The following is a 23,523-nucleotide window of genomic DNA, read 5'->3' as shown; positions in this document are numbered from 1 at the left end:
TATATTAGAATCATTCTAAACAAGAGGCCGCCATGCGTTTTCTGACCCACCGCCGTAAATTCCGGGACCTGTCCGAGCAAGAAGTCCTGGCGCTGGCCATTTCCTCAGAGGAGGACGACGCGCGCATCTACCGCAGTTATGCGCGGATGTTGCAGGCCGAATACCCGGATACGGCCAAGGTATTCGAGGGCATGGCCGCCGAAGAGGACGAGCATCGCCAGCGCCTGATCGACCTGCATGATCGCCGCTTTGGCAAGGGTATTCCACTGATCCGGCGTGAACATGTGGCGGGCTATTATGCACGCCGCCCGGTCTGGCTGGTCGAAAATCTGGGCCTGGAACGCATCCGCGAAGAGGCCGAAAGGATGGAGCAGGATGCCGAACGGTTCTATCTGACCGCCGCGCAGCGCACGACGGACGCCGATACCCGCAAATTGCTGGGCGATCTGGCTGCGGCCGAGGCCGGGCATCAATACACCGCAGACAAGTTGCAGGCCGAGCATCTGAACGATGACGCCCGCAGCGCCGAGGACCGCTCGGCCCATCGGCAATTCGTGCTGACATGGGTGCAGCCGGGGCTGGCGGGGTTGATGGATGGCTCGGTTTCGACCCTGGCGCCGATCTTTGCCGCCGCCTTTGCCACGCAAAACACATGGGAGACATTCTTGGTGGGGCTTGCGGCCTCGATCGGGGCGGGAATTTCGATGGGTTTCACCGAGGCGGCCTCGGATGATGGGGAATTGTCGGGGCGCGGATCGCCGCTTAAACGCGGGATTGCCTCGGGGGTGATGACCGCGTTGGGCGGGCTGGGCCATGCGTTGCCCTATCTGATCCCCGATTTCTGGACGGCGACGATCACCGCTTTTGTCGTGGTGTTTTTCGAACTGTGGGCGATTGCGTGGATTCAGAACAAATACATGGACACGCCGTTTTTCCGCGCGGCTTTTCAGGTGGTTCTGGGCGGCGCGCTGGTGTTTGCGGCCGGGGTTCTGATCGGCTCGGGCTAGGGCAAAACCATTGACCGGGCGCAGCATCCTGTTACGCAGGTTGCATGGTTGAGATTTTTCTGAAAACGCTGCCGTTCTTTGCGCTGATCGGATTGGGCTATGGCGCTGGCAAAACGCGGTTTTTCCCAGACGAGGCCACGGCCTGGCTGACGAAATTCGTCTTCTACTTTGCGCTGTCGGCGATGCTGTTCCGGTTCTCGGCGAACCTGTCCCTGTCCGAGGTTTTCGACCTGCCCTTTGTGCTGGCCTATGTGGCGGGGACCGGGGCGGTTTACGTGCTGGCGACGCTGATCGCGCTGATCCGCAAACGCGGGATCGAGGAGGCCGCCGTCGAGGCGCAATGCGCGGTTGTCGGCAACGTGGGCTTTCTGGGGGTGCCGATGCTGGTGCTGCTGATGGGGGCGCAGGCCATCGGGCCGGTGATGCTGGTGCTGGCGGTGGATCTGATCGTCTTTGGCAGCCTGATCGTGATCCTGATCACCGGCGCGCGCGATGGGCGGGTATCGCCTGCGATCCTGAAAACGGTGGGGCTGGGGCTGTTGAAGAACCCGATGATTGTCTCGATCACGGTGGGGCTGGCCTGGTCGGCGCTTAGGCTGCCGATCCCGGTGCCGTTGAACGAATTCGTGACGATTCTGGGCAATGCGGCCACGCCCGGCGCGCTGTTTGCAATCGGGGCCTCGCTGGCCTCGAAATCGGCCGAGCGTCTGGCGGTGGCCGGCTGGCTGTCCTTTGCGAAACTGGTGCTGCACCCCGCCGCTGTGGCCGTGGCCGCGTGGTATGTTTTCCCGGTAGAGCCCTATGCGGCCAGCGTGATGATTGCCGCCGCCGCGTTGCCCGTGGCCGGCAATGTTTATATTCTGGCGCGGCATTATGGGGTTGCGCCGCATCGGGTGTCGGCCTCGATTCTGATTTCGACGGCGGTCAGCGTGCTGACGGTTTCCGCCGTGATCGCCTGGGTGACGGTGCCGCACTAAGGAGGGGCCAACATGTATTCAAAAGACAAGCTGGCCTATGAGCCCGTGCCGCTGCCCGACCGTTTCGACCTGAGCGATCCGGAGATGCTACACGCGGTTCAGGCTTTTTACGATCATATGCGGCGGCGTCACTCGGTTCGTGATTTTTCGGATCGGCCGGTGCCCGAGCAGGTGATCGCCACAGCGGTTCGCGCGGCCGGAACGGCACCCAGCGGGGCCAATCATCAGCCCTGGCATTTCGTCGCCATCGCCGATCCGCAGATGAAGGCGCAGATCCGCGCGGCCGCCGAGGAAGAAGAGCAGCGCTTCTATGCGGGCGGCGCGGGGGATGAATGGCTGAAAGCACTAGAGCCCATCGGCACTGGCGTGGACAAACCGCATCTGACGGTCGCGCCCTGGCTGATCGTCATCTTCGCGCAGCGCTATGGTGTCACCGACGCAGGCGACCGCTACAAGCATTACTATGTCCCCGAAAGCGTGGGCATCGCAACGGGAATGCTGATCACGGCGCTGCATCAGGCGGGGCTGTGCTGCCTGACCCATACGCCGAATCCGATGAAGTTTCTCAATGGTCTGTGCGCGCGGCCGGATGCGGAAAAGCCGGTGATGATCCTGGCCGTGGGGCACCCGGCCGAAACCGCCACCGTCCCGGCCGTCGCGAAGATCAAGAAACCGCCCGAGCAGATTTTGACGGTGTACCGCCCGGACGAAGCGCCCTAAGGTTCGCGCAAGGCTCGGGGTGGGCCTCGGTCTGACATATAACAGGAGCACGCATGGAAACCCTATCGGAAAACAGATGTTTCGGCGGAGTGCAGGGCGTTTATCGTCATGCGTCGCACAGCACGAATTGCGATATGACCTTTGGCCTGTTCCTGCCCGAAGAGGCGGATCACGCCCCCGTGCCCGTGCTGTGGTATTTGTCGGGCCTGACCTGCACGCATGAGAATGCGATGGTCAAGGCCGGGGCGCAGGCCTGGGCGGCAGAGCAGGGGATCGCGCTGGTGTTCCCCGATACCTCGCCCCGCGGCGAGGGCGTGGCCGATGATCCGAACTATGATCTGGGTCAGGGCGCGGGGTTTTACGTGAACGCCACGCAAGCGCCCTGGGCCCCGCATTTCCAGATGTGGGATTACGTGACCGAGGAATTGCCCCGCATTCTGACGGCGAATTTCAACGTGGATGAGGACCGCCAGTCGATCACCGGCCATTCCATGGGCGGGCACGGGGCGCTGACGATGGCTGCGGCTTTGCCGGGGCGGTTCCGTTCTGTTTCGGCCTTTGCGCCGATCTGCCATCCGACGGCGGGCGATTGGGGCCGTAAACAACTGGGTGCCTATCTGGGCCCTAACGAGGACAGTTGGAACGCCCATGACGCCGCCCTGCTGATTCAGGAAAACGGGCTAGATATTCCCTTGCTGGTGGACACTGGCAGCAGCGATCAGTTCATTGATCTGCTGATGCCCGAGGCGCTGGCTCGGGCCGTTATGAAACGCCGCATCCCCGCCGATCTGCGTCTGCAAAAAGGCTATGATCACAGCTATTTCTTTGTCTCGACCTTCATGGAAGACCATATTTCGTTCCATGCCGAGGCGCTGTATTCGTGACCACTCTTTATGTCGATGCCGATGCTTGCCCGGTAAAATCCGAGGCCGAACGCGTCGCCACGCGCCACCGCGTGCCGGTGAAAATGGTGTGTAACGGCGGGCTGCGGCCCTCGGCCAATTCGCTGGTTGAAACGGTGATCGTGCCCGAAGGCCCGGACATCGCGGATATGTGGATCGCCGAACGGGCCGGGGCTGGGGATGTGGTGATCACCGGCGATATTCCCCTGGCGGCAAAATGCGTTCAGGCTGGCGCGCTGGTTCTGAAACACGATGGAGAGCCGCTGACCCAGGCCAATATCGGCAATGCTCTGGCGATGCGCGATTTAATGTATGACCTGCGCGCCGCCGATCCGTTCCGGCAGGGTGGCGGCAAGGGGTTCTCGAAATCCGACAGATCCCGGTTTCTGGATGCGCTGGAGCGCGTATTGCGAAAGGCAATGTCATGATTGATGCGGTGGTGTGGGATATCGGCCGGGTGCTGATTGAATACGATCCCGTACGGTTTTTCGATTCTGCGATCGGCCCGGATCGGCGCAAAGCCCTGTTCGAAGCGGTGGATCTGGAACGCTATAATCTGCGCTCGGATGCGGGGGAATCCTTGCAAGAGGTCATGCAGGAATGCGCGCAGGAACACCCTGAATTTGCGTCCGAAATCCGGATGTTCTGGGATCGCTGGATCGAAATGGCCAGCCCCGAAATCCCAGAGTCCGTGCATTTGCTGAAGGTGCTGAGAGCCCGCAATATTCCGGTTCTGGCCCTGTCGAATTTCGGGACTGAGACCTTCCGGATTGCCTGCCAGCACTATCCTTTTCTGAACAGTTTCGACGCGCGGTATGTCTCGGGGGATATGAAGATGATCAAGCCCGACCCGGCGTTTTACGCAGCGCTGGAGAAGGGCAGCGGATATGCGCCCGAACGGTTGCTGTTCACCGATGACAAGCCCGATAATATCGCAGCCGCCGCAGCGCGCGGCTGGAAAACACACCTGTTCGAAAGCCCCCATGGCTGGGCCGAATGCCTGCTTAGCCATGGCCTGATACAGAGGGAAGATACCCAGCCATGATCCCGATTATTTCCTTTGAAGAGGGTGAAAAACATCTCAATTGGCCCGAGTTTATGCAGGCTCTGGCGGCAGGGCACGACCTGCCAAAGGCGCAGATCGCCGACACGTTTCTGTATCGCGATCAGGACACGCTGCTGACGCGCTCGGCCTGGATTGACGGGTTGGGGATGGCGGTAAAGACGGCCTCGATCTTTCCGGGGAATCCGGCGCGGGGGCTGGGGATGGTGAATGGCGGTGTGTCGCTGTTTTCGGACACCGATGGCACGCTTGAGGCGCTGGTGGATTTTCACCTGGTCACCAAATGGAAAACCGCCGGAGACAGCCTGCTGGCTGCCACCAGACTGGCGCGGCCTGACAGCCGGAATATCCTGATCGTCGGAGCAGGCACGGTGGGGCGCTCGTTACGGCAGGCTTATGGCGCCGCTTTCCCGCAGGCCCGGTTCACCGTCTGGAACCGTACGCTTGCGAATGCGGAAAAGATGGCGGCGGACTTCCCCGGAATGCGCGCAGCCGAGGATCTGGAAACCGCAGTGCGCGGCGCGGACATCGTAACCAGCGCCACCATGTCGACCCAGCCCGCAATCAAAGGCGAATGGCTGCAACCGGGTCAGCATATCGACCTGATCGGCGCCTACCGCCCCGACATGCGCGAGGTCGACGATACCGCCTTGCAGCGTGCCTCGGTCTTTGTGGACAGTCTGGACACCACTATTGGCCATATCGGCGAGATTGAAATCCCCCTGCAATCCGGCGCGATCACGCGTGGCGATCTGTTGGCCGATTACTATGACCTGCCCGCGTTCAGGCGCCAAAGCGACGATGAAATCACTCTGTTCAAGAACGGCGGCGGCGCGCATCTGGATCTGATGACCAGCCGCTTTGTTCTGGATAAATGGCGCGCGGCGCAATAGCGGCTCAGGCTGCGATAGGCGCGCGTTTCTCTCGAACCGGCAGGTTGATCAAAGCCGAGAACGCGCCCACGCCAACGCCGATCCACCACACAGCGGTGTAATCTCCATAGATGTCATACATGCGTCCGCCCAGCCACACGCCCAGGAAACTGCCCAGCTGATGGCTGAAGAACACCACACCATATAGCGTCCCCATATAGCGCAGACCATAGATATGCGCGATCAGCCCGCTGGTCAGGGGAACCGTCGCCAGCCACAGCGCCCCCATCGAGACCGAGAACAGCAGCACCGTCGCGGGCGTCATCGGCACCAGAATAAAGGCCGCCGCGATCATCGTGCGCAGGGCATAGATGCCCGCCAGCAGGTATTTCTTGGTGAACCGATCACCCAGCCATCCGGCCAGCAGCGTGCCGGCAATATTGGCCAGCCCGATCAGCGAAATCGCCGCCGCCCCCAGCGCCGAGGTCGTTCCGATTCCCATCGAAGCCAGCAGGCCATCCGTGGCAATCGGCCCGCACATCTCGGTGACGAAGGCGGGGAAATGCGCGGTGACAAAAGCCAGTTGATACCCGCAGGAAAAGAAGCCCAGAAAGATGAACGTATAGGACGGATCGCGAAAGGCCTTGCCCAGAATGGCCCCCATGCTTTCCTCTAGCTCGGCCTTGCCGGCGGGCGCGGCGGGGCTGCGCATCAGCGGTAGCGTGCCCAGCATCAGGATCAGTGCCGCAGCGAACAGCATGAACACCTCTTGCCAGCTGAGGAACCCCAGAAGCCATTCGGCCAGAGGCGCCCCCACAACCTGCCCAGCCGATCCCGCCGCCGTGGCAATCGCCAATGACATCGAGCGGTTCTTATCCGACGAGGCCCGCCCGACCACCGCCAGGATCACGCCAAACCCGGTGCCCGCAATGCCGAAGCCGACCAGGATTTCATACAGCTGATGCGCCTGGGGCGTAACAGCAAAGGACGACAGCACCAGCCCCGCCGCATAGACCAGCGCACCCAGCAGGATGGCTTTGCGATCTCCGACTTTTTCCGCCATGGCACCGAACAGCGGCTGCCCGATTCCCCAGGCCAGATTCTGAATCGCGATGGCCAGCGAGAACTCGGCGCGGGGCCAGTTGAATTCGCTTGCAATCGGGATCTGAAACACCCCAAAGCTGGCCCGCACGGAAAACCCGATCAGGATGATAAGACAGCCGACAATAAGGACGGGATTGAACAAGGGGGTGCGGGTTTCCATGGGGGCTCCTGTTTCGCAGGGCCGAATGTAAGACAATTGGAAACCGCGTCAATTCCGGATTTGTGCGGTGCAGCATCACTTTTCGTGACAATCGGTGCCGCGTTCGCTATGCGAAACGGTATGACGCGTATCCAAGACACCTATGCCCAGCGTGTGGCCGAGGGTCTGTTGCACTCGGATGAGGCGCAGCAGGCGGTTCTGCCCGAGTTTGAACGAATCCATGCCGACCTGGCCAGGCCGGTGAAAAAGGGGCTGTTCCGCAAGGCGCCTCCGCCGCCGAAGGGGCTGTATCTGTGGGGCGGCGTGGGGCGCGGCAAATCCATGATCATGGATTTGTTTGTGGAACATCTGACAGTGCCGGTGCGCCGCGTCCATTTCCATGCTTTCATGCAGGAAATCCACGCCGCCATGCACGATGCGCGCAAAAAGGGCCTCGAGGATGCTCTGGCCCCTGTCGCGAACGCCGTTGCGGCCGAGGTCAAGGTGCTGGCCTTTGATGAAATGCAGATCACCGATATTACCGATGCGATGATCGTGGGGCGGCTGTTCGAGATCCTGTTTGCCAAGGGCGTGGTGGTTGTGACGACCTCGAACCGGGTGCCGGATGATCTGTATAAAAACGGGCTGAACCGGCAGCTGTTCCTACCATTCATCGAAATCATCAAAGAGCAGATGGTCGTGTGGGAAATGATCAGCCCGCGCGATTACCGCCAGGATCGCCTGAAGGGCGCGCCGGTCTATTTTTCTCCGGTCAACGAGGACAGTCGCCAGAAACTGCGCGAGATCTGGGAGCACCTGTCAGGCGGGGAGGCCGCGCCTTTGGTTTTGAAGGTCAAGGGGCGCGATGTCGAACTGCCAGCCTTCCGCAACGGTGTGGCGCGGGCCAGTTTCTTTGATCTGTGTGGCAAGATGCTGGGGCCCGGCGATTACCTGGCGATTGCCGAAGCCGTGAAGGTGCTGGTGTTAGAGGAAATCCCCCGGCTGGGACGATCGAATTTCAACGAGGCAAAGCGTTTTGTGACGCTGATCGATGCGCTGTATGAGGCGCAGGTACGGCTGATTTGTTCCGCAGCGGACGAACCCGAGAGCCTGTATATCGAGGGCGAAGGCGTGTTCGAATTTGAGCGGACGGCCAGCCGTTTACGCGAAATGCAATCGGAGGATTGGGCGAACGAGGCGTGATCCGATTGTGTGCGCTGGCGCGCACGCTTGATGTCTCGTCGGTCGCCTGCGGCGTCCTCCTCGGGGGGGCGTTGCGCGAAATAAAAAGGGGGTCGTTGAACCGACCCCTCTTTCTTACCTGCCTGTCAAACCTGTCGTTCCGGATCGGCCGTGTGGCCCTCAACGGTTCGGTGGGTGGGCCACCGACGAATGCCTTGCGATGACCATAGGCGAATCGGTGCGAATCAGTCAACGGCGAAGTGATTCGGTTTAGGCGAATCAAGGAAGCTGCCGTGTCGTCAGCCGTTTTCACGCAGGATCGCGCCCGCCAGATAGAGCGAGCCGCAAATCAGGATGCGGGCTTGGGGGGTGTTCTGGACGATGTTCCGGAGGGCGCTGTGGGTATTTTCCGCAATCTGCGCGTTTATCCCGTTTCGGGTGGCGAAATCGGCGGTTTTTTCGGCGGGCAGGGTGTTTGCTTCGCCGGGGATCGAGACCGCATGGAGCGCGCTGACATGCGGGGCCATGGGGGCCAGGTAGCCGCCGATGTCCTTGGTGTTCAGCATTCCGCAGATCAGATATGTGTCGCGTTTGGGCAGGCTGGCCAGATGCGCGGCCAGCGCCTGGCCGGCGGCGGCGTTGTGGCCTCCGTCCAGCCAGATTTCGGCCTGGGGGGCGGTTTCTGCCAGCGGGCCGGTTTGCAGGCGCTGCATCCGGGCGGGCCAGTGGGCCTGGGTTACGGCGGCCTCGGCGGCGGTGGTATCTGTGCCGAGATGGCGCAGCGCGGCGATGGCGGCCCCTGCGTTCTGGATCTGGTGCGCGCCGGGCAGGTTGGGCAGGGGCAGGTCCAGCAGGCCGGTTTCGTCCTGATAGATCAGGCGGTCGCGTTCCCGGTACACATGCCAGTGCTGTCCATAGGCGATCAGCGGGGCGTTCAGGCGGGCGGCGGTGGCTTCGATCACATCCATTGCCTCATCCTGCTGAGGGCCGACGACGCAGGGGATGCCGCGTTTGATGATTCCGGCTTTTTCAGCGGCGATTTTGGCCAGGGTGTTGCCCAGGAACTGTTCGTGGTCGATGGAAACCGGGGTGATGATGGTCAGCGCGGGGCGGGCGATCACGTTGGTGGCGTCCAGGCGGCCGCCCAGCCCGACCTCAAGCAGCGTGTAATCGGCGGGGGTGCGGGCAAAGGCCAGCAGGGCGGCGGCGGTGGTGATCTCGAAATAGGTGATGTTTTCGCCGTCATTCGCGGCATAGCATTCGTCCAGAACGGCGGTCAGATGGTTCTCGCAGATCAGATCGCCAGCCAGGCGGATACGTTCGTGAAAGCGCGCCAGATGCGGCGAGGTATAGGCGTGGACGGTTTTGCCCGCGGCCTCCAGCCCGGCGCGGATCATCGCCTGGGTCGAGCCTTTGCCATTGGTGCCGGCGATATGGATCACGGGCGGCAGACGATCCTGCGGGTCATCCAGCGCGTGCAGCAGCCGCCACATGCGATCCAGCGTCAGGTCGATGACCTTGGGGTGCAGCGCCATCATCCGATTCAGGATGACGTCCGAGTTTTGCTGGCTCATTTTTCTGCCGGAGTGTCTTCGGTGGGGGCGTCTGTGGGCTCGGGGGCCGGCAGATCGCCCTTGATCGCGGGAGGCATGTTCAGCAGCATCCGGATGATGGTGACCAGCTCGTCCTTCATTTCGGTGCGCGGGGTCACGCGGTCCAGCATCCCATGGTCCAGCAGGTATTCGGCGCGCTGGAAACCCTCGGGCAGTTTTTCACGGATGGTCTGTTCGATCACGCGCGGACCGGCAAAGCAGATCAGGGCATTGGGTTCGGCGATCTGCACGTCGCCCAGCATCGCATAGGACGCGGTGACGCCGCCGGTGGTGGGGTGGGTCAGCACGACGATATAGGGCAGGCCGGCCTCTTTGAGCATCTGCACAGCGACGGTGGTGCGGGGCATTTGCATCAGCGATAGGATGCCCTCTTGCATACGGGCGCCGCCCGCGGCCGAAAACAGGATCAGGGGGCGTTGCAGCTCGACTGCCTTTTCCGCGGCGGCGATGATCGCATTGCCCACATACATGCCCATGGATCCGCCCATGAAGCTGAAATCCTGACAGGCGGCCACGATGGGCGTGCGGCCCATTTCGCCGGTGGCCACCAGCATGGCCTCTTTTTCGCCGGTCTTTTTTTGGGCGGCTTTCATCCGGTCGGGATATTTTTTCTGATCGCGGAAATGCAGAGGATCGGCGTTAGGCTCAGGTACTTCGACCTCGGCGAAAATGCCGCCGTCAAACAGCGCGGCAAAGCGGTCACGCGGGGTGATGGCCATGTGATGCCCGCAATTGGTGCAGACGTTCAGATTGTCGGACAGTTCGCGGTGGAACAGCATGGTTCCGCATTCGTCGCATTTCGTCCACAGGTTCTCGGGCACTTCGCGGCGCGAGAAGATCGAGTTAATGCGCGGACGGACGTAGTTGGTGATCCAGTTCATGCGAGAGGCGCCCCTGATAGCCGATGTTCACAGTCAGATAAGGCGGACGCAACGGAAATGCAATCAGCGCCGCAGCACCAAACGCGCTGTCAGCCACATCAAAAAGACAAAGCTCAGCTCGATCACGAAGCCGGGGGGCAGCCACAGCTGGGGCAGGGCATCTGTGGCGGCGTCAACCGGCCGAGCGTCAGGGGCATCGAACACGAACAGCGCCAAGCCGCTGTCATCCATGCCCGCATCTCCAAACAGCAGGAACGCATAGGCGTTATTGGCCAGATGGAACCCGGCGGCAGCCCCCAGCGATCCGGTGCGCGCGGTCAGATCCGAGGCCGCCAGCCCAAAGAAAAACGCCCAGATCATGTACTGGACTGCCTCGGGCAGGGGGGCGGTTTCGTCCCAATGGGCCAGCGCGAACATCACGTTGGGCAGGGTCAGCCAGATCCAGGGGCTGTGGAACCGGGCGGCGATCTGCTGCTGGATATACCCACGATAGAGCAGCTCTTCGGCACCGATTTGCACGGTCAGCGCCGCCAGGGAAACAGGAAGCAGCAGTAGCCAGCTAAGCCCGCCGTTCATATGCAGGCCCTCGGTGTTCCAGTAGGGTGGCAGCAGGTCCGAGACCAGAAACAGCAGCAGCACGCCAATCGTGACCTGTTTCATCTGGCGCAGCCCCCAGGCCCCGCCCATCAGGCTAAGCGCGCTGCGTTGGTGCAGCAGGCGGGCCACCACAATCACCGCGCCCGCCAGCAGCCCGAAGCTGAGCAGTTGCGCGATCAGCCCGGCGCGGGTGGTGCCATAGTAATACCCTTCGGTAAAGCCGCTGGGCAGGCCCAGCAGCCCGGTATCCAGCAACCGCAACATGATATTATACAGCCCCTCGATCAGGGCGACGCCCAGGATCACGCGCGGCAGATCGGCCGTGAGGCGCGCATCCGCGATATAGCGGGCATGAGGGGCATAGGCGCTTAGCATCGCAGGGCCAGCCTTGCCGCCAGCCACGCGCACAGCATCCCCCCCAGATCAATCAACAGATAGGGCGTCAACTGGGCGGGATCTCCGAGCGCGACGGGCATCCGCCCGAGCGCCAGCCCCGACAGGATGTCATCCGACGAGACACATAAAATCGCCATGGCATTGGTGACGAAATGCAGCGCAATCGCCGGCCCCAAAGACCCCGAGCGCGCCGTCAGATCGGCCGCCAGCATTCCGAACAGCGTGGCCCAGGCCACCAGAATCCAGCGGGTCTCGGGCAGGTCCGGGCGCAGATGCAGCAGCCCGAACCCCAGCGAAGGCAGCACCATCCACACCAAAGGAGATTTCACGCGCACCGCCAGTTGCTGCTGTAGGTAACCGCGAAACAGTATTTCCTCGGCGCTGACCTGGATCAGCAGGGCAGGCACGGCCAGCGGTAGGAAGCTCAGCCAGGTGGCCAGCGGCAGGTTTGCCTCGATAGGGTGCAGAAACTCCGAGGGCGGCAGAATCCAGATCGCAAAGTTCAGGGCAATCAGGGCTGTCAGAACGCGGGTAAATTGCGGTAGCAGCAACGCCTTTGGCCCCAGCAGAGTCAGCGCGGATCGTTTGTGGACATGCGTTACCGAGAGGCCCACCGCAACGAGGATCAGCCCGAAACTGGCCAGCATCATCGTGGCTCCGCCGGGGGTGTTGCCCAGGGCCAGCTGAGCCTGCACCTCCATCAATGTCTGCGGCGAAAGCGTGGCGATCAGCAGCGCCCCCAGCCCCCATTGCAGGGCGGCAAAGATCGCAAAGGCCGTCAGCAGCCCGAGCCCCAAGCGCCAGAGTTCAGACCGTGGCCGGGCCGGGCGCAGGAATTCCTGATGGGGGGCGTAGGCTGGTCGCATCGGCAGGTTGCATCGGCTGGGGCGCGGGGCTTTCTCGGGTGGGTTTGTCCGTGTGTATCCGGAAAAGGCGGCCAGCAACAGGGGCAAGAGACGTCCAATCTTCCCCGTGATCAGACTCTTGTGTGCGGCGAGGGGCTTGGGTATCCAGACCGGACGGGTTCAGGAGGGCAGCGCCATCACGAGCGTCATGACACATTTTTATCGCGCGGTTTCGATCACTGCGGTGGTTCTGTTGGCGGGGTGTCTGCCGGGAGGGCGGTCGCAGACCCAGACGCAGCCCGCGGCCACGGCGGTGCGCTCGGCCGAGCTGCTACAGGGGCGCATCGGGATCGAGACGCCCGCAGGCTATTGCGTGGATACGTCCAGCCTGCGCAATCATCCGCGCGCGGGTTTCGTTCTGATTGCCGGGTGCGATGGGCTGATGGGCCTGCCTGCGGGGACGTTGGTAAAGCCGGCGATCCTGACGGTTTCGGCGCTGGTGCCGCGTGACGGCGGGGCCGACGTTCAGGATATGCTGCGCGCGCTAGAGCCCGAGGACGTTCTGTCGCAAAGCGCGCAGGACGGGCTGCTGCTGGTTGAGGTCTCCAGTCCCGATCTGGTTCCTGACGGCGGCGCCCCGCATCATTGGCGCGCGGCAATGGTCCAGAATGAGGCCTTGCTGACCCTGGCCGTCTACGGAGATCAGAGCATCGGCTCTCGGCGCGGCAAAGCCTTGCTGATCGAAACCGCCACGAAAATCCGCGCCGCCAGCGCCAACCGGGTGAAAAAGGCCGCGCAGAATGCCAAAAACCCGCCGAAATCCCTGTTCCAGCGCATATTTAATTAACGGGCTTTCCCTTATGATCATAAGCCGTAGGATAGGAACGACAGTCATGGGCCGGGTCGTATGTCTCTGATCAATCGCCGTATTCTTAATGTTCTGATGCATCGCCGGGTGGTTCGTCACTGGGCTGCCCTGGCGCGTGAGGCCGGCACGACAGGGCTGCGGCGTTTGCGGCAGCGCCGCACCATGGCGCGCGAATTGCGGGCCCATCTGGACAGCCTTATTCACGAGGCAGACAACCGGCTGGCCCTGCCCCTGATCGGCAATACCGCGTTTCACAAACCGCATGGGTCCGATTGGGCCTGGCGGCCCGAACTGTGGCGCGGCCCGCTGCCCGTGCCCGGCATGTCCTCGGTTCAGAGCGGCAGCCAGTTGGGGAACGAGGTCACCCTGTTTCACGATTGTCATTTTTCGGAGCTGACCCTGCGCCAGCTGCGCAATCACCGCGAAACGGATCTGGCACCCTATGGGTTGCGGCTGGACGTGTTCAAATTCGACGGCTCGTTCCTGTCTCTGGTGATCGACCTGCCCCCCGAGGCCGTGGAGGGCCTGCAAAAACTGCATCTGGTGCGGATGGACACGATCGTGGAAATGGAAAAACCGCTGGAGATTTTCGCCCGCCTGAACATCCGCCACGGCCCCAATACCGAACAATTGGTGCGTGAGCTGCCCCTGCATGAAACCGACATCATGGTCGAATTTGATCTGGCCTATTCCCGCCTGAACGAAAAACGGATCGAGAAAGCCTGGATTGACCTGATCTTTGAAGGCCCCGAGATGAACCAGGTGACGATCCGCGATCTGACATTCTCGCGCCGCCCCCGCGCCGATTTGTAAAAGGACAGGACATGAGCGAGCTGAAACTGACAAAGACCCGCCTGTTCGAAGGCGTGTGGGAAGGGTTCCTGACGTCCTCGTCCATGGACAACCTGCAGCCGCAGCTGGAGGTCACCCATCTGAACGAGCCGGTTCTGGGCCTGGAGATCACCGAGGATCGGGAAAACGGGCATTGGGTGGTGCGCGTGCCGGTCCCGCTGGAAACCCTGTCAGATGGGATCCAGACGTTTCTGATCCGCGATAAGCGGGACGGAGATGTGCTGGAAAGCTTTTCGGTTCTGGCGGGCGAGGCGCTGGGCGATGATCTGCGCGCCGAGGTCAGCCTGCTGCGCGAAGAGCTGGACATGCTCAAACGCGCCTTCCGCCGGCATTGCGTAGAGACTGAATAGCCCTGAGATGAAGTTTTTGTAACGGGCGCAAGAAAGCGCTTGCTTTGCTTTGAAATATCCATAATTCATGAATTATGGATAAAACAAAAGCTCTCGATTCCTTTGCTGCCCTGGGGCAGGACACCCGGCTGGAAGCCTTTCGCCTGCTGGTCAAAGCCGGGCCTAAGGGCATGGCGGCGGGGGACGTTGCCGCCGCGCTGGGGGTGAAACAAAACACCATGTCCGCCAACCTGTCCGTCCTGTTTCAGGCCGGGCTGGTGCGCAACATGCGCGAGGGGCGCTCGATCCGGTATTTTGCCGATTTTGACGGGCTGCGCGGGCTTTTGGCGTTCCTGATGGAAGACTGCTGCGGCGGCAATCCCGATATCTGTCGCCCGGTTCTGGAAACACTCACCTGCAAATGCTGAGACCGATGATATGAAAAACGTGCTGTTCCTGTGCACTGGAAATTCCGCGCGCTCTGTTTTGGGCGAATCCTTGATGAATGAGCTGGGCAAGGGCCGGTTCCGGGCGTTTTCGGCCGGGTCGCAGCCCACGGGCAAGCCGAACCCCTTTGCGATCGAGCTGCTGGACGGGCTGGGGCACGACACCTCCTATATTCGATCCAAAAGCTGGGATGAATTCGCCGGCGAAGACGCCCCGGAAATGGATTACGTGATCACCGTTTGCTCTAGCGCGGCGGGGGAAACCTGCCCGTTCTGGCCCGGCGCGCCGGTCAGCGCTCATTGGGGCATCCCCGATCCGGCGGGGGCGGGCGAAACGGACGAGGAAAACCGCCAGGCCTTTCGCGTGGCCTTTGCCCGGATGAAAGCCCGCGTGGACGCCTTTCTGGCGCTGCCGCTGGATCAGATGGACACCGCCGCCCAAAAAGCTGCAATGGCCAAAATCGGCACAGAAACGGAGGGCGCGGCATGACCCTGCCCAACCGCCTGCTGGCCGAGGCTCTGGGCACATGTCTGCTGGTCTGTACCGTTGTTGGCTCGGGGATCATGGCCGATGCGCTGTCCGATGATGTGGCCGTATCCTTGCTGGGCAATACCATTCCCACCGGCGCGATTCTGTTTGTCCTGATCACCATCCTGGGGCCGATTTCGGGCGCGCATTTCAATCCGGCGGTGTCTTTGGTGATGGCGATCCGCGGGGATCTGAAATGGGCGGATCTGGCCCCATACGCTATCGTACAGTCTGTGGGTGCGATTATCGGCAGCCTGATGGCCCACGGGATGTTTGACCTGGATATCCTGCAATTCTCGACGAAGGATCGCACGGGCTCCTCCCAATGGTTCGCCGAGGGCGTGGCCACGTTCGGCCTGCTGCTGACCATTCTGGGGGGTATCCGGTTTCGGGCGCAGGCGATTCCGATGCTGGTGGGGCTGTACATCACGGCGGCCTATTGGTTCACGGCTTCTACCTCTTTTGCCAATCCGGCGGTGACGATCGGACGAGCCTTTACCGACACGTTTGCGGGGATCAATCCGGCGCATGTGCCGGGCTTCATCATCGCGCAGATCATGGGCGGGCTGATTGCCTTTGCCCTGGCGAAACAATTGTTCGCCGGCACGCCCGAAGACTTTGAACAAGAACGGAGAACGCGTTGACCGATACCCCCAATATTGACGAGCCCAGCTGGAAACCGATTGACCAAGACAGCCTGTTCCCGGCGCAGCGCTCGGATCATTCTCCGCGTATTTTGCTGCTGTACGGCTCGTTGCGCGATACGTCCTATTCGCGCCTGATAAGCGAAGAGGCCGCCCGCATTCTGCAACGTCTGGGCTGCGACACCCGGATGTTCGACCCTTCGGGCCTGCCCTTGCCCGATGACGCCCCCACCGAACACCCCAAGATCCAAGAATTGCGCGATCTGGTCATGTGGTCCGAGGGCATGGTCTGGTGCAGCCCCGAACGCCACGGGGCGATGACCGGGATCATGAAGACTCAGATTGATCATATCCCCCTGGCGCCCATCGGCGGCATCCGCCCGACGCAGGGCAAAACGCTGGCCATCATGCAGGTCTGCGGCGGCAGTCAAAGCTTTAACGCCGTCAACCAGATGCGCATTCTGGGCCGCTGGATGCGTCTGCTGACCATCCCGAACCAGTCCTCGGTTCCCAAGGCGTTTCTGGAGTTTGAAAGCGGCCGTATGAAGCCCGGCCCTTTCTATGACCGGGTGGTCGATGTGATGGAGGAACTGGTCAAGTTCACCCTGCTGACGCGGGATCAGTCGGCCTATCTGGTAGACCGCTATTCCGAACGCAAGGAAAGCCCGGAAGCGCTGTCAAAACGCGTGAACCTCAAACAGGCGACCTGAGACGCGATCCATGCTATCATGGGCGCAGCAAGCGAGGCGCCCATGATCACCGAAATCGTCACCTTTGCCCTGCCGCCGGGCATCTCAAAATCCGAGCTTCTGGACAAATACAACGCCACCGTGCCGCGCTGGCGGGCCAATGCGGATCTGATCCGCAAGACCTATCTGTATGATCCTGTCACCAATCGGGGCGGGGGGATTTACCTGTGGAAAACCAAAGAGGCCGCGCTGGCCGCCCATGACGCCGAGTGGTGCCAGATGGCGACGCAGATGTATGGCAGCGCGCCGCAGTTCGCCTATTTCGACACGATGTTCATCATTGATAACGGCGTGTGACGTGGCGGCTCTGACGTTGCGTTGAGCGTGACAAACCCGGCCGGCTTTGCCCAGATGGGCCAAAGCTGGGAGGCACGCAATGACGTATACGCACCTTTTGGCCCCGTTGGATCTGGGCCATACCACTTTGAAAAACCGTGTCCTGATGGGCTCGATGCACACGGGGCTGGAGGAAACCGGGGATTGGCCGCGCGTGGCCGAATTCTATGCCGCCCGCGCCCGTGGGGGTGTGGGGCTGATGGTCACCGGGGGGATCGGTCCGAACCCCGAAGGCTCGGTCGCCTTTGGCGCGTCGATGATGATCAACGAAAAGGACGTGGCCAACCATTCGGTGATCACCCAGGCCGTGCATGATGCGGGCGGCAAGATCGCCATGCAGATCCTGCACGCGGGCCGCTATGCCTATAATCCCAAATGCGTCGCGCCCTCGCCGGTGAAATCGCCGATCTCTCCCTTTCCGCCGACCGAGCTGGACGAGGAGGGCATCGAAAAACAGATCGCTGATTTCGTCACCGCCGCCACGCTGGCGCAGCAGGCGGGCTATGACGGGGTCGAGATCATGGGCTCCGAGGGGTATTTCATCAACCAGTTCATCGTGACCCACACCAATAAACGCACGGATCGCTGGGGTGGGTCATATGAAAACCGCATCCGCCTGCCGCTGGAGATCGTCCGCCGTGTGCGTGCAGCCGTGGGGCCGGAATTCATCATCATCTATCGTTTGTCGATGATTGATCTGGTGCCCAATGGCTCCACCTTTGACGAGGTGGTGCAGCTGGCGCAGGCAATCGAACAGGCCGGGGCCAGCATCATTAACACCGGCATCGGCTGGCACGAGGCCCGTATCCCCACCATCGCCACATCCGTGCCGCGCCGGGCCTTTGCCTGGGTGACGAAAAAACTGATGGGGCATGTTGGTATCCCCGTTATCACCTCGAACCGGATCAACACGCCCGACGTGGCCGAGGACGTCCTGGCCGAGGGTTGCGCCGATATGGTGTCCATGGCGCGGCCTTTCCTGGCCGATCCCGATTTCGTGGCCAAGGCGCAGCGCGGCGAGGGCGACCTGATCGCGCCCTGTATCGGCTGCAATCAGGCCTGTCTGGATCACACGTTTGGGGGCAAGCTGACCTCGTGCCTGGTGAACCCGTTCGCCTGTCATGAAACCGAATTGCAGCTTGGCGGTGCGGCGAACGGCAAACTGGCGGTTGTCGGCGCGGGGCCTGCGGGTCTGTCCGCCGCGCTGACCGCGGCGCAGCGGGGCTTTGACGTGACGCTGATCGATCGGGCCGACCGGATCGGCGGGCAACTGAACATGGCGCGTCAGGTGCCGGGCAAAGAGGAATTCCACGGGCTGGTCGATTGGTACGAACGCATGGTCGCCAAATCCGGCATCACTGTGCAGCTGGAAACCGAGGCAACGCTGGACAGCCTGACGGGTTTCGATCAGGTGATTATCGCCACGGGGGTGGTGCCGCGCGATCCGGACATTCCGGGGCAGGGCGGGGCCAATGTGCTTAGCTATATCGACGTGCTGCGCGATAAGGCCCCGGTGGGGAAACGTGTTGCCATCATCGGCGCGGGCGGCATCGGGTTCGATGTGGCCGAATATCTGGTGACGGGCGACAGCCCCACGCTGGATCTGCCCGAATGGCTGAAGGAATGGGGCGTCACCGATCCGGGCACTGTCCGCAGCGGCCTGGCCCCCGAGGGCCCTCAGCCCGAAGCCCCCGCTCGGCAGGTCACGCTGATGCAGCGCAAGGCCAAGGCCCTGGGCAAGGGCTTGGGCAAAACCACCGGCTGGATTCACCGCGCCACGCTGAAGATGAAGGGCGTGAAAATGCTGGGCGGCGTGAATTACGAACGGATCGACGATCAGGGCCTGCATGTCTCGTTTGGCGAAGCGCGCGAAAACCCCACGCTGATCGAGGCCGATACGATTGTCCTGTGCGCCGGGCAGCTGCCCGAACGCAGCCTGGCCGACGCGCTTGAGGCCGGGGGCATTCCCTGTCACGTCATCGGCGGGGCGGATGTGGCCGCTGAACTGGACGCCAAACGGGCCATCAATCAGGGCACGCGCCTGGCGGCCTCTTTGTGATGAAAGGGCGCGGAAACAGGTTGTTTCCCTGTTTCCGTGCCTTGAACGATCCCTGACAATACCCTGATATTGTCCGCCCACTGCCCCAGTCGCGCCCCAATCTTCTTCGATACCTGTAGTCCAGAAATCAGAAGAGCCGAGAGGATCGACATGGACCGCCTGACCGAGATGGAAGCCTTTGCCACCGTGGTAGACCAGGGTGGATTCACGGATGCCGCAAAGAAGATGGGCATCTCGAAATCGGCTGTCTCGAAACATGTTTCCAGCCTTGAGGCCCGCCTGGGGGCCCGCCTGCTGAACCGGACGACGCGCCGCGTATCGCCCACGGAAATCGGGCTGGCCTATTACGACCGCGCTCGCCGCGTCCTGAATGACGCGGGCGAGGCCGACGCGCTGGTGACCTCAATGCAATCGGCGCCCTCGGGGCTGCTGCGGATCAGCGTGGCGACGGATTTCGGCGTCAATCACCTCAGCCCTGTTCTGGGTGAGTTTCTGGCCGAATTCCCCGACATCACCGTCAATATGGTGCTGAACAACCGCTATGTCGAACTGATCAGCGAAGGCTTTGACATGGCCATCCGCATCGGCGAGCTGGAAGACAGCACCCTGCGCGCCCGCAAGCTGACCGAGACCACCAAACGTATGATCGCCAGCCCGGCCTATTTCGAAAAATACGGCCGTCCGCAGAAAATCGACGATCTGAACGAGCATAAACTGCTGCATTATTCCAGCCAGTCGGCGGGGAATGTGTGGAAAATCACTGCCCCCTCGGGCGAGAAACGCCAGGTGCGTACCGCCGGCTGGCTAAGCGTGAATGACGGGCAATCCCTGCTGAATGCCGCGATTTCGGGGCTGGGGATCGCCTATCTGCACTCGTTCCTCTATGCCGATGCAATGGCTGAGGGGCTGGTCGAGGATGCGATCCCCGATCTGCCGACAGAGACGCAGGGGATTTACGCCGTCTACCCGCCGGGCCGGTTCACACAGCCCAAGGTGCGCGCCTTCATCGACTTTCTGGTTCACAAGTTCGCGGAAAAAGGCCCGAACGACTGGTAACCGATATTGAATTCCTCCCCTGACTGCGCGCCCTTTGGGGCGCGCTTTTCTTTGTGGGGACGGCCTAGGCCGGAACCGGGATCACATCTACGCTATGGGTGCCCGATTGCTGGCCAGAGGTCCGCAATACCCCCTTCAAAGGCGCCACATCCGCATAATCGCGCCCATAGCCCACGACGATATGGTCGGTGCCGACCATCAGGTCATTGGTGGGGTCGAACTCGGCCCAGCCCAGTTCATTGCCGCACCAGGCACGAACCCAGGCGTGCATGGCGTCGGCCCCTTCCAGACGGGGCTGCCCCTTGGGCGGGGTGGTGCGCAGGAACCCGCTGACATAGCCGGCCGGAATACCCAACGAGCGCAGGCAGGCGATCATGACATGGCTGAAATCCTGACAGACTCCGTGGCGGTTCTGGAATGCGGTCAGGGGCGGGGTGTCCACATCCGTGGCCTTGGCATCGAACCGCATGTCCCGGTGCAGCCGCTTGCCGATTGCCAGCATGATCTGAAGCACGGTCATCCCCGGCTGAACGCATGTCCGCGCATAGGCCGCAAAGGCGTCATCCAGCGTGATCCGGGGCGAGGCCGTCAGATAATGCAGGGGCGAATTCGGCGTCAGATCTGAACAGGCGCGCAGCTCGGCCAAAAGCCCCGGCAAGGAGGGCGACAGGTCCATTCCCGTGGGTTGCGGGCGCCGGGCGACACGCGCCCTGAGCGTGACAGTCAGTGTTCTGAGCGGTTTGCGAAAGGCGACCTCTGTCACCGCATTGCCAAAGAAATCATTCCGCTCGCGCCGCTCGTCCGGGGCGGGGTTGATGTCAATGCGGCCGGCGATCAGCTCTTGGTGATTGGGCAGGGTCAGAGGCAGCATCCGGATCACATTACGGGCGGTGTCCGTGTTGCCCCGATAGGTGTTTTCCAGCGTCAGAGTCAGATCGTACAACATGCTCAGTCATCCCAGATAGGTCGCGCTTAGGGTGTTCGAAACCCTGTTCAGCGCCGCAGCCAGATCCCGCAGCCGGTCGGGGGGGATCTCGGCAGGGGTGGCGATGGCCAGATCGGTGTGCAGGCGCAGCGTTTCCCTGCTGAGGTCAGGCATATGTCCGGGTGCATCCCGTTGCGGCAGATTGGTCAGCAGCTCGCGCATCGTGTCCAGCTGGAACCGGACCGAGCGGGGGTTACGTGGGTCCAGCGCCAGCAGATCCGTGACGCTCTGCGGGGTTGGATCGCCCATATAGTGACGCTGATGCGTCACCACGCTGTCCCCCAGTTCAACGGCAATATCCAGGCTGCCCTCGGGGGCGGCGGGGTCGGCAAAGGCGGCCAGCATCAAAGACATGCCTTGTGCGCGCTCCAGGGCGCGTCCGAATTCCAGGAACCGCCACCCGGTGGAACGGTACATGTTATCCTGCACCAGACCGGCAAAACCGGACAGCATTTGCAGCAGCACGCCCATCGCCTTGGCGCTGTCCTGTCCGGGCTGCGCCGAGCGTTCCAGAACAGACAGGGTGCGCCGCAGGTCACGCAGGGCAATCCAGCCATCGACGGAAAAACGGTCACGCACTTTCGAGGCACATCCGGCGGCGGCCTCGATCTGATCGCGCAGGCTGCGGGGCAGGGGCTCTGCCGGGTCGGTGCCGAACCCCGCCAGATAGGTGGCAATCTGTCGGACGCGGGCGTCCTCGGTGCTGCCGGTTTCCTCGTACCGCAGATGATAGGCGCGCAGCAGGCGGATCGTGGCCTCGGCCCGTTCCACATAACGGCCCAGCCAATAGAGATTATCCGCCGCCCGGCTGGGCAGAGGCGTTTCCGGCAGGCGCTGACATGCGGTTTGGGGGACCAGGGTGGCCGTATCGACCGGCCCGTCCGCCATGACCCAGACATCCGACACACAGCCGCCGCCCTGCATCGTCAGGGCGGTGCTTTCGCCTGAAATTCCGACACGGGCATAGCCGCCGGGCATGATCGCCCAGCCCTGGGCCGTGCGGGCCAGGAATACACGGATTGTCATGGGCCGAGGCAGCAGTTTGCCTTCGGTATAGACGGGGGTGGTGGACAGGGTGACGGCCTCTTGGCCGACCAGATCGCCGCCCTTGCGCGCCAGCCAATCGGCCAGGGGGCCGGCATCCGGCGTGCGCATCTGACCGGCAATCGCATGGACCCAGCGCGTATCGAACGGCAGGCCGGTGGTTAATGCGGGCCAGATCGTCATCTGATCGGCGTGGCGGATGACATGATCGCGCTCGGCCTGGGTGCCGCACCACCAGGTTGCGATATTGGGCATCTGCAAGGGCGTGCCAAAGGCGGCCTCGGCAATGCGCGGAATAAAGGCCATTAGCGCGCGTGTCTCCAGCACGCCCGAGCCAAGGGCGTTGACCATCTGCAAGTGTCCCTCGCGCACCGTGTTGGCCAGGCCGGGCGTACCGATCTGGCTGGTCTCGTCCAGCTCCAGCGGGTCGGCAAAACGCGCGTCCAGCCGCCGCCAGAGCAGGCTGATCGGTTGCAGCCCATCCACCGTGCGCACCATCGCGCGGCCATCGCGTACGGTCAGGTCTTCGCCTTCCAGCAGCAAAAGCCCCAGATAACGCGCGATATAGACATGTTCGAAATAGGTGTCCGTGCCCGGCCCCGGCGTCAGGATCGCGGCCCTGTCCGCCCCTCCGGCCGTATTCCCTGCACCCAAGGCCGCCTGAAAGGCGCGGAAAAACCCGGCCAGGCGATGCACATTGGCATGGGCGAACAGGCCGGGAAACACGCGCGAGGTGGCCCGGCGGTTTTCCAGCGCAAACCCCGCCCCCGAGGGCGCCTGCGTACGATCCCCCAGAACGAACCAGCTGCCATCGGGATTGCGGCCGATTTCAAAGGCAATGTGGTGCAGGAAATGCCCTGACACAGGGCGCACGCCCACCATCGGGCGCAGCCATTCGGGATTCTGAGCCAGCAACGAGGCGGGCAGATACCCGTTCCGTACCAGGATCTGATCGCCGTAGATGTCGGCCAGGATACGTTCTAATATCTCGGCGCGCTGGGTCAGGCCGGCGGCGATCTGGTCCCATTCGGATTGCGGCAACAGCACCGGAATATGGCTGAGCGGCCAGTCGCGTTCATCCAGTGTCTTGTCAGAGTACCGGCGAAAGAAAACACCCGCATCGCGCAGATATTGATCGCCGCGCGCGATGCGTTCCTCGATCTGGTCGGGCGAGAGCTCTTGCAATCGCGCGATCAGCGGTGCCCACACATCCCGCATCTGGCCGTTGGGGGCGAACAGCTCGTCTGCGGTTCCGGACGGAACCGTATAGTCGCTCAGGATATGCGCGTGCGGCGGCGGAACCGAGGCAGAGAACGCGTCAGACATGG

Annotated in this window: 25 protein-coding genes; 18 read left to right on the top strand and 7 right to left on the bottom strand. The window is 62.3% G+C overall.

All coding sequences use genetic code 11. The features are described 5' to 3' along the window. The first annotated feature begins 32 nt into the window (after nt 1–32). From mbfA to ACP15O_RS06165, 7 genes are read left to right on the top strand one after another with little or no spacing between them, the layout of a single operon-like run. On the top strand, nt 33–1,007 hold the full coding sequence (mbfA, locus tag ACP15O_RS06195; RefSeq protein ID WP_425095176.1) for an iron exporter MbfA: 975 nt from the start codon (nt 33–35) through the stop codon (nt 1,005–1,007). 44 nt (nt 1,008–1,051) lie between these two features. Beyond that, nucleotides 1,052–1,984: an AEC family transporter gene (locus ACP15O_RS06190; protein WP_425095175.1), complete on the top strand. Its 933-nt coding sequence runs from the start codon at nt 1,052–1,054 to the stop codon at nt 1,982–1,984. Nucleotides 1,985–1,996: 12 nt separating this feature from the next. Then, nucleotides 1,997–2,704, top strand: a complete 708-nt coding sequence (locus ACP15O_RS06185; RefSeq protein ID WP_425095174.1) for a nitroreductase family protein — start codon at nt 1,997–1,999, stop codon at nt 2,702–2,704. Between the two features lie 53 nt (nt 2,705–2,757). Further along, complete coding sequence (gene fghA, locus ACP15O_RS06180) at nt 2,758–3,588, top strand: S-formylglutathione hydrolase (RefSeq protein ID WP_425095173.1); 831 nt, start codon at nt 2,758–2,760, stop codon at nt 3,586–3,588. Further along, the gene (locus tag ACP15O_RS06175; RefSeq protein WP_425095172.1) at nt 3,585–4,034 is read left to right on the top strand and encodes a YaiI/YqxD family protein; all 450 of its coding nucleotides are present in this window, start codon (nt 3,585–3,587) and stop codon (nt 4,032–4,034) included. The genes fghA and ACP15O_RS06175 overlap by 4 nt, the downstream gene beginning before the upstream one ends. Further along, complete coding sequence (locus ACP15O_RS06170; protein ID WP_425095171.1) at nt 4,031–4,651, top strand: HAD family hydrolase; 621 nt, start codon at nt 4,031–4,033, stop codon at nt 4,649–4,651. Before ACP15O_RS06175 ends, ACP15O_RS06170 begins: the two co-directional genes overlap by 4 nt. Next, nucleotides 4,648–5,562 carry an ornithine cyclodeaminase family protein gene (locus ACP15O_RS06165; RefSeq protein WP_425095170.1) on the top strand — a complete coding sequence of 305 codons (915 nt, stop codon included), beginning with the start codon at nt 4,648–4,650 and terminating at the stop codon, nt 5,560–5,562. Before ACP15O_RS06170 ends, ACP15O_RS06165 begins: the two co-directional genes overlap by 4 nt. A gap of 4 nt (nt 5,563–5,566) precedes the next feature. Here the strand turns inward: ACP15O_RS06165 and ACP15O_RS06160 are convergent, their stop codons facing one another. Then, nucleotides 5,567–6,805 carry an MFS transporter gene (locus ACP15O_RS06160; RefSeq protein WP_425095169.1) on the bottom strand — a complete coding sequence of 413 codons (1,239 nt, stop codon included), beginning with the start codon at nt 6,803–6,805 and terminating at the stop codon, nt 5,567–5,569. A gap of 120 nt (nt 6,806–6,925) precedes the next feature. On the opposite strand from ACP15O_RS06160, the gene zapE reads away from it, so the two are divergent. After that, nucleotides 6,926–7,987, top strand: coding sequence for a cell division protein ZapE (gene zapE, locus ACP15O_RS06155; protein ID WP_425095168.1), 1,062 nt, complete (start codon nt 6,926–6,928; stop codon nt 7,985–7,987). A 278-nt stretch (nt 7,988–8,265) separates the two neighbouring features. Here zapE and ACP15O_RS06150 read toward each other — a convergent pair whose 3' ends face one another. The 4 genes from ACP15O_RS06150 to ACP15O_RS06135 form a co-directional block, all read right to left on the bottom strand. Beyond that, nucleotides 8,266–9,540 (bottom strand): bifunctional folylpolyglutamate synthase/dihydrofolate synthase, encoded by a 1,275-nt coding sequence (locus ACP15O_RS06150; RefSeq protein ID WP_425095167.1) that lies wholly within the window; start codon nt 9,538–9,540, stop codon nt 8,266–8,268. Beyond that, nucleotides 9,537–10,460 carry an acetyl-CoA carboxylase, carboxyltransferase subunit beta gene (gene accD, locus ACP15O_RS06145; RefSeq protein ID WP_425095166.1) on the bottom strand — a complete coding sequence of 308 codons (924 nt, stop codon included), beginning with the start codon at nt 10,458–10,460 and terminating at the stop codon, nt 9,537–9,539. The genes ACP15O_RS06150 and accD overlap by 4 nt, the downstream gene beginning before the upstream one ends. Nucleotides 10,461–10,523: 63 nt before the next feature. Further along, nucleotides 10,524–11,459: a CPBP family intramembrane glutamic endopeptidase gene (locus tag ACP15O_RS06140; protein ID WP_425095165.1), complete on the bottom strand. Its 936-nt coding sequence runs from the start codon at nt 11,457–11,459 to the stop codon at nt 10,524–10,526. Next, nucleotides 11,426–12,319, bottom strand: coding sequence for a CPBP family intramembrane glutamic endopeptidase (locus ACP15O_RS06135; protein WP_425095164.1), 894 nt, complete (start codon nt 12,317–12,319; stop codon nt 11,426–11,428). Before ACP15O_RS06135 ends, ACP15O_RS06140 begins: the two co-directional genes overlap by 34 nt. Before the next feature lie 187 nt (nt 12,320–12,506). Between ACP15O_RS06135 and ACP15O_RS06130 the strand changes: the two genes are divergently transcribed. From ACP15O_RS06130 to ACP15O_RS06085, 10 genes are all read left to right on the top strand, one after another. Continuing rightward, nucleotides 12,507–13,145 (top strand): hypothetical protein, encoded by a 639-nt coding sequence (locus tag ACP15O_RS06130; protein ID WP_425095163.1) that lies wholly within the window; start codon nt 12,507–12,509, stop codon nt 13,143–13,145. A gap of 60 nt (nt 13,146–13,205) precedes the next feature. Further along, nucleotides 13,206–13,979, top strand: coding sequence for a DUF6478 family protein (locus ACP15O_RS06125; RefSeq protein ID WP_425095162.1), 774 nt, complete (start codon nt 13,206–13,208; stop codon nt 13,977–13,979). Nucleotides 13,980–13,990: 11 nt separating this feature from the next. Continuing rightward, nucleotides 13,991–14,368: a hypothetical protein gene (locus ACP15O_RS06120; protein ID WP_425095161.1), complete on the top strand. Its 378-nt coding sequence runs from the start codon at nt 13,991–13,993 to the stop codon at nt 14,366–14,368. Nucleotides 14,369–14,442: 74 nt separating this feature from the next. Next, nucleotides 14,443–14,775 carry an ArsR/SmtB family transcription factor gene (locus tag ACP15O_RS06115; protein WP_425095160.1) on the top strand — a complete coding sequence of 111 codons (333 nt, stop codon included), beginning with the start codon at nt 14,443–14,445 and terminating at the stop codon, nt 14,773–14,775. A 10-nt stretch (nt 14,776–14,785) separates the two neighbouring features. Beyond that, a complete protein-coding gene (locus ACP15O_RS06110) occupies nt 14,786–15,283 on the top strand; it encodes an arsenate reductase ArsC (protein WP_425095159.1) in 498 nt (165 codons plus the stop codon). Beyond that, the gene (locus tag ACP15O_RS06105; RefSeq protein ID WP_425095158.1) at nt 15,280–15,966 is read left to right on the top strand and encodes an MIP/aquaporin family protein; all 687 of its coding nucleotides are present in this window, start codon (nt 15,280–15,282) and stop codon (nt 15,964–15,966) included. The genes ACP15O_RS06110 and ACP15O_RS06105 overlap by 4 nt, the downstream gene beginning before the upstream one ends. Continuing rightward, nucleotides 15,963–16,676, top strand: coding sequence for an arsenical resistance protein ArsH (arsH, locus tag ACP15O_RS06100; RefSeq protein ID WP_425095157.1), 714 nt, complete (start codon nt 15,963–15,965; stop codon nt 16,674–16,676). Before ACP15O_RS06105 ends, arsH begins: the two co-directional genes overlap by 4 nt. 42 nt (nt 16,677–16,718) lie before the next feature. Beyond that, a complete protein-coding gene (locus tag ACP15O_RS06095; RefSeq protein WP_425095156.1) occupies nt 16,719–17,012 on the top strand; it encodes a hypothetical protein in 294 nt (97 codons plus the stop codon). Between the two features lie 79 nt (nt 17,013–17,091). Continuing rightward, entirely contained in the window at nt 17,092–19,110 is a 2,019-nt protein-coding gene (locus tag ACP15O_RS06090; RefSeq protein ID WP_425095155.1) for an FAD-dependent oxidoreductase, read from the top strand. Nucleotides 19,111–19,260: 150 nt separating this feature from the next. Continuing rightward, nucleotides 19,261–20,166, top strand: coding sequence for a LysR family transcriptional regulator (locus ACP15O_RS06085; RefSeq protein WP_425095154.1), 906 nt, complete (start codon nt 19,261–19,263; stop codon nt 20,164–20,166). Nucleotides 20,167–20,230: 64 nt separating this feature from the next. Here the strand turns inward: ACP15O_RS06085 and ACP15O_RS06080 are convergent, their stop codons facing one another. Together ACP15O_RS06080 and ACP15O_RS06075 are read right to left on the bottom strand one after the other, a co-directional pair. After that, nucleotides 20,231–21,112: a transglutaminase family protein gene (locus ACP15O_RS06080; RefSeq protein WP_425095153.1), complete on the bottom strand. Its 882-nt coding sequence runs from the start codon at nt 21,110–21,112 to the stop codon at nt 20,231–20,233. A 6-nt stretch (nt 21,113–21,118) separates the two neighbouring features. Next, entirely contained in the window at nt 21,119–23,521 is a 2,403-nt protein-coding gene (locus ACP15O_RS06075; protein WP_425095152.1) for a circularly permuted type 2 ATP-grasp protein, read from the bottom strand. Nucleotides 23,522–23,523 lie beyond the last annotated feature (2 nt).

The organism is Youngimonas ophiurae (nom. illeg.) (assembly GCF_049803795.1).
Lineage (GTDB): Bacteria > Pseudomonadota > Alphaproteobacteria > Rhodobacterales > Rhodobacteraceae > Thalassobius.
Note: the sequence above shows the minus strand (reverse complement) of the source record. Positions and strands in the feature narration are given on the sequence as shown.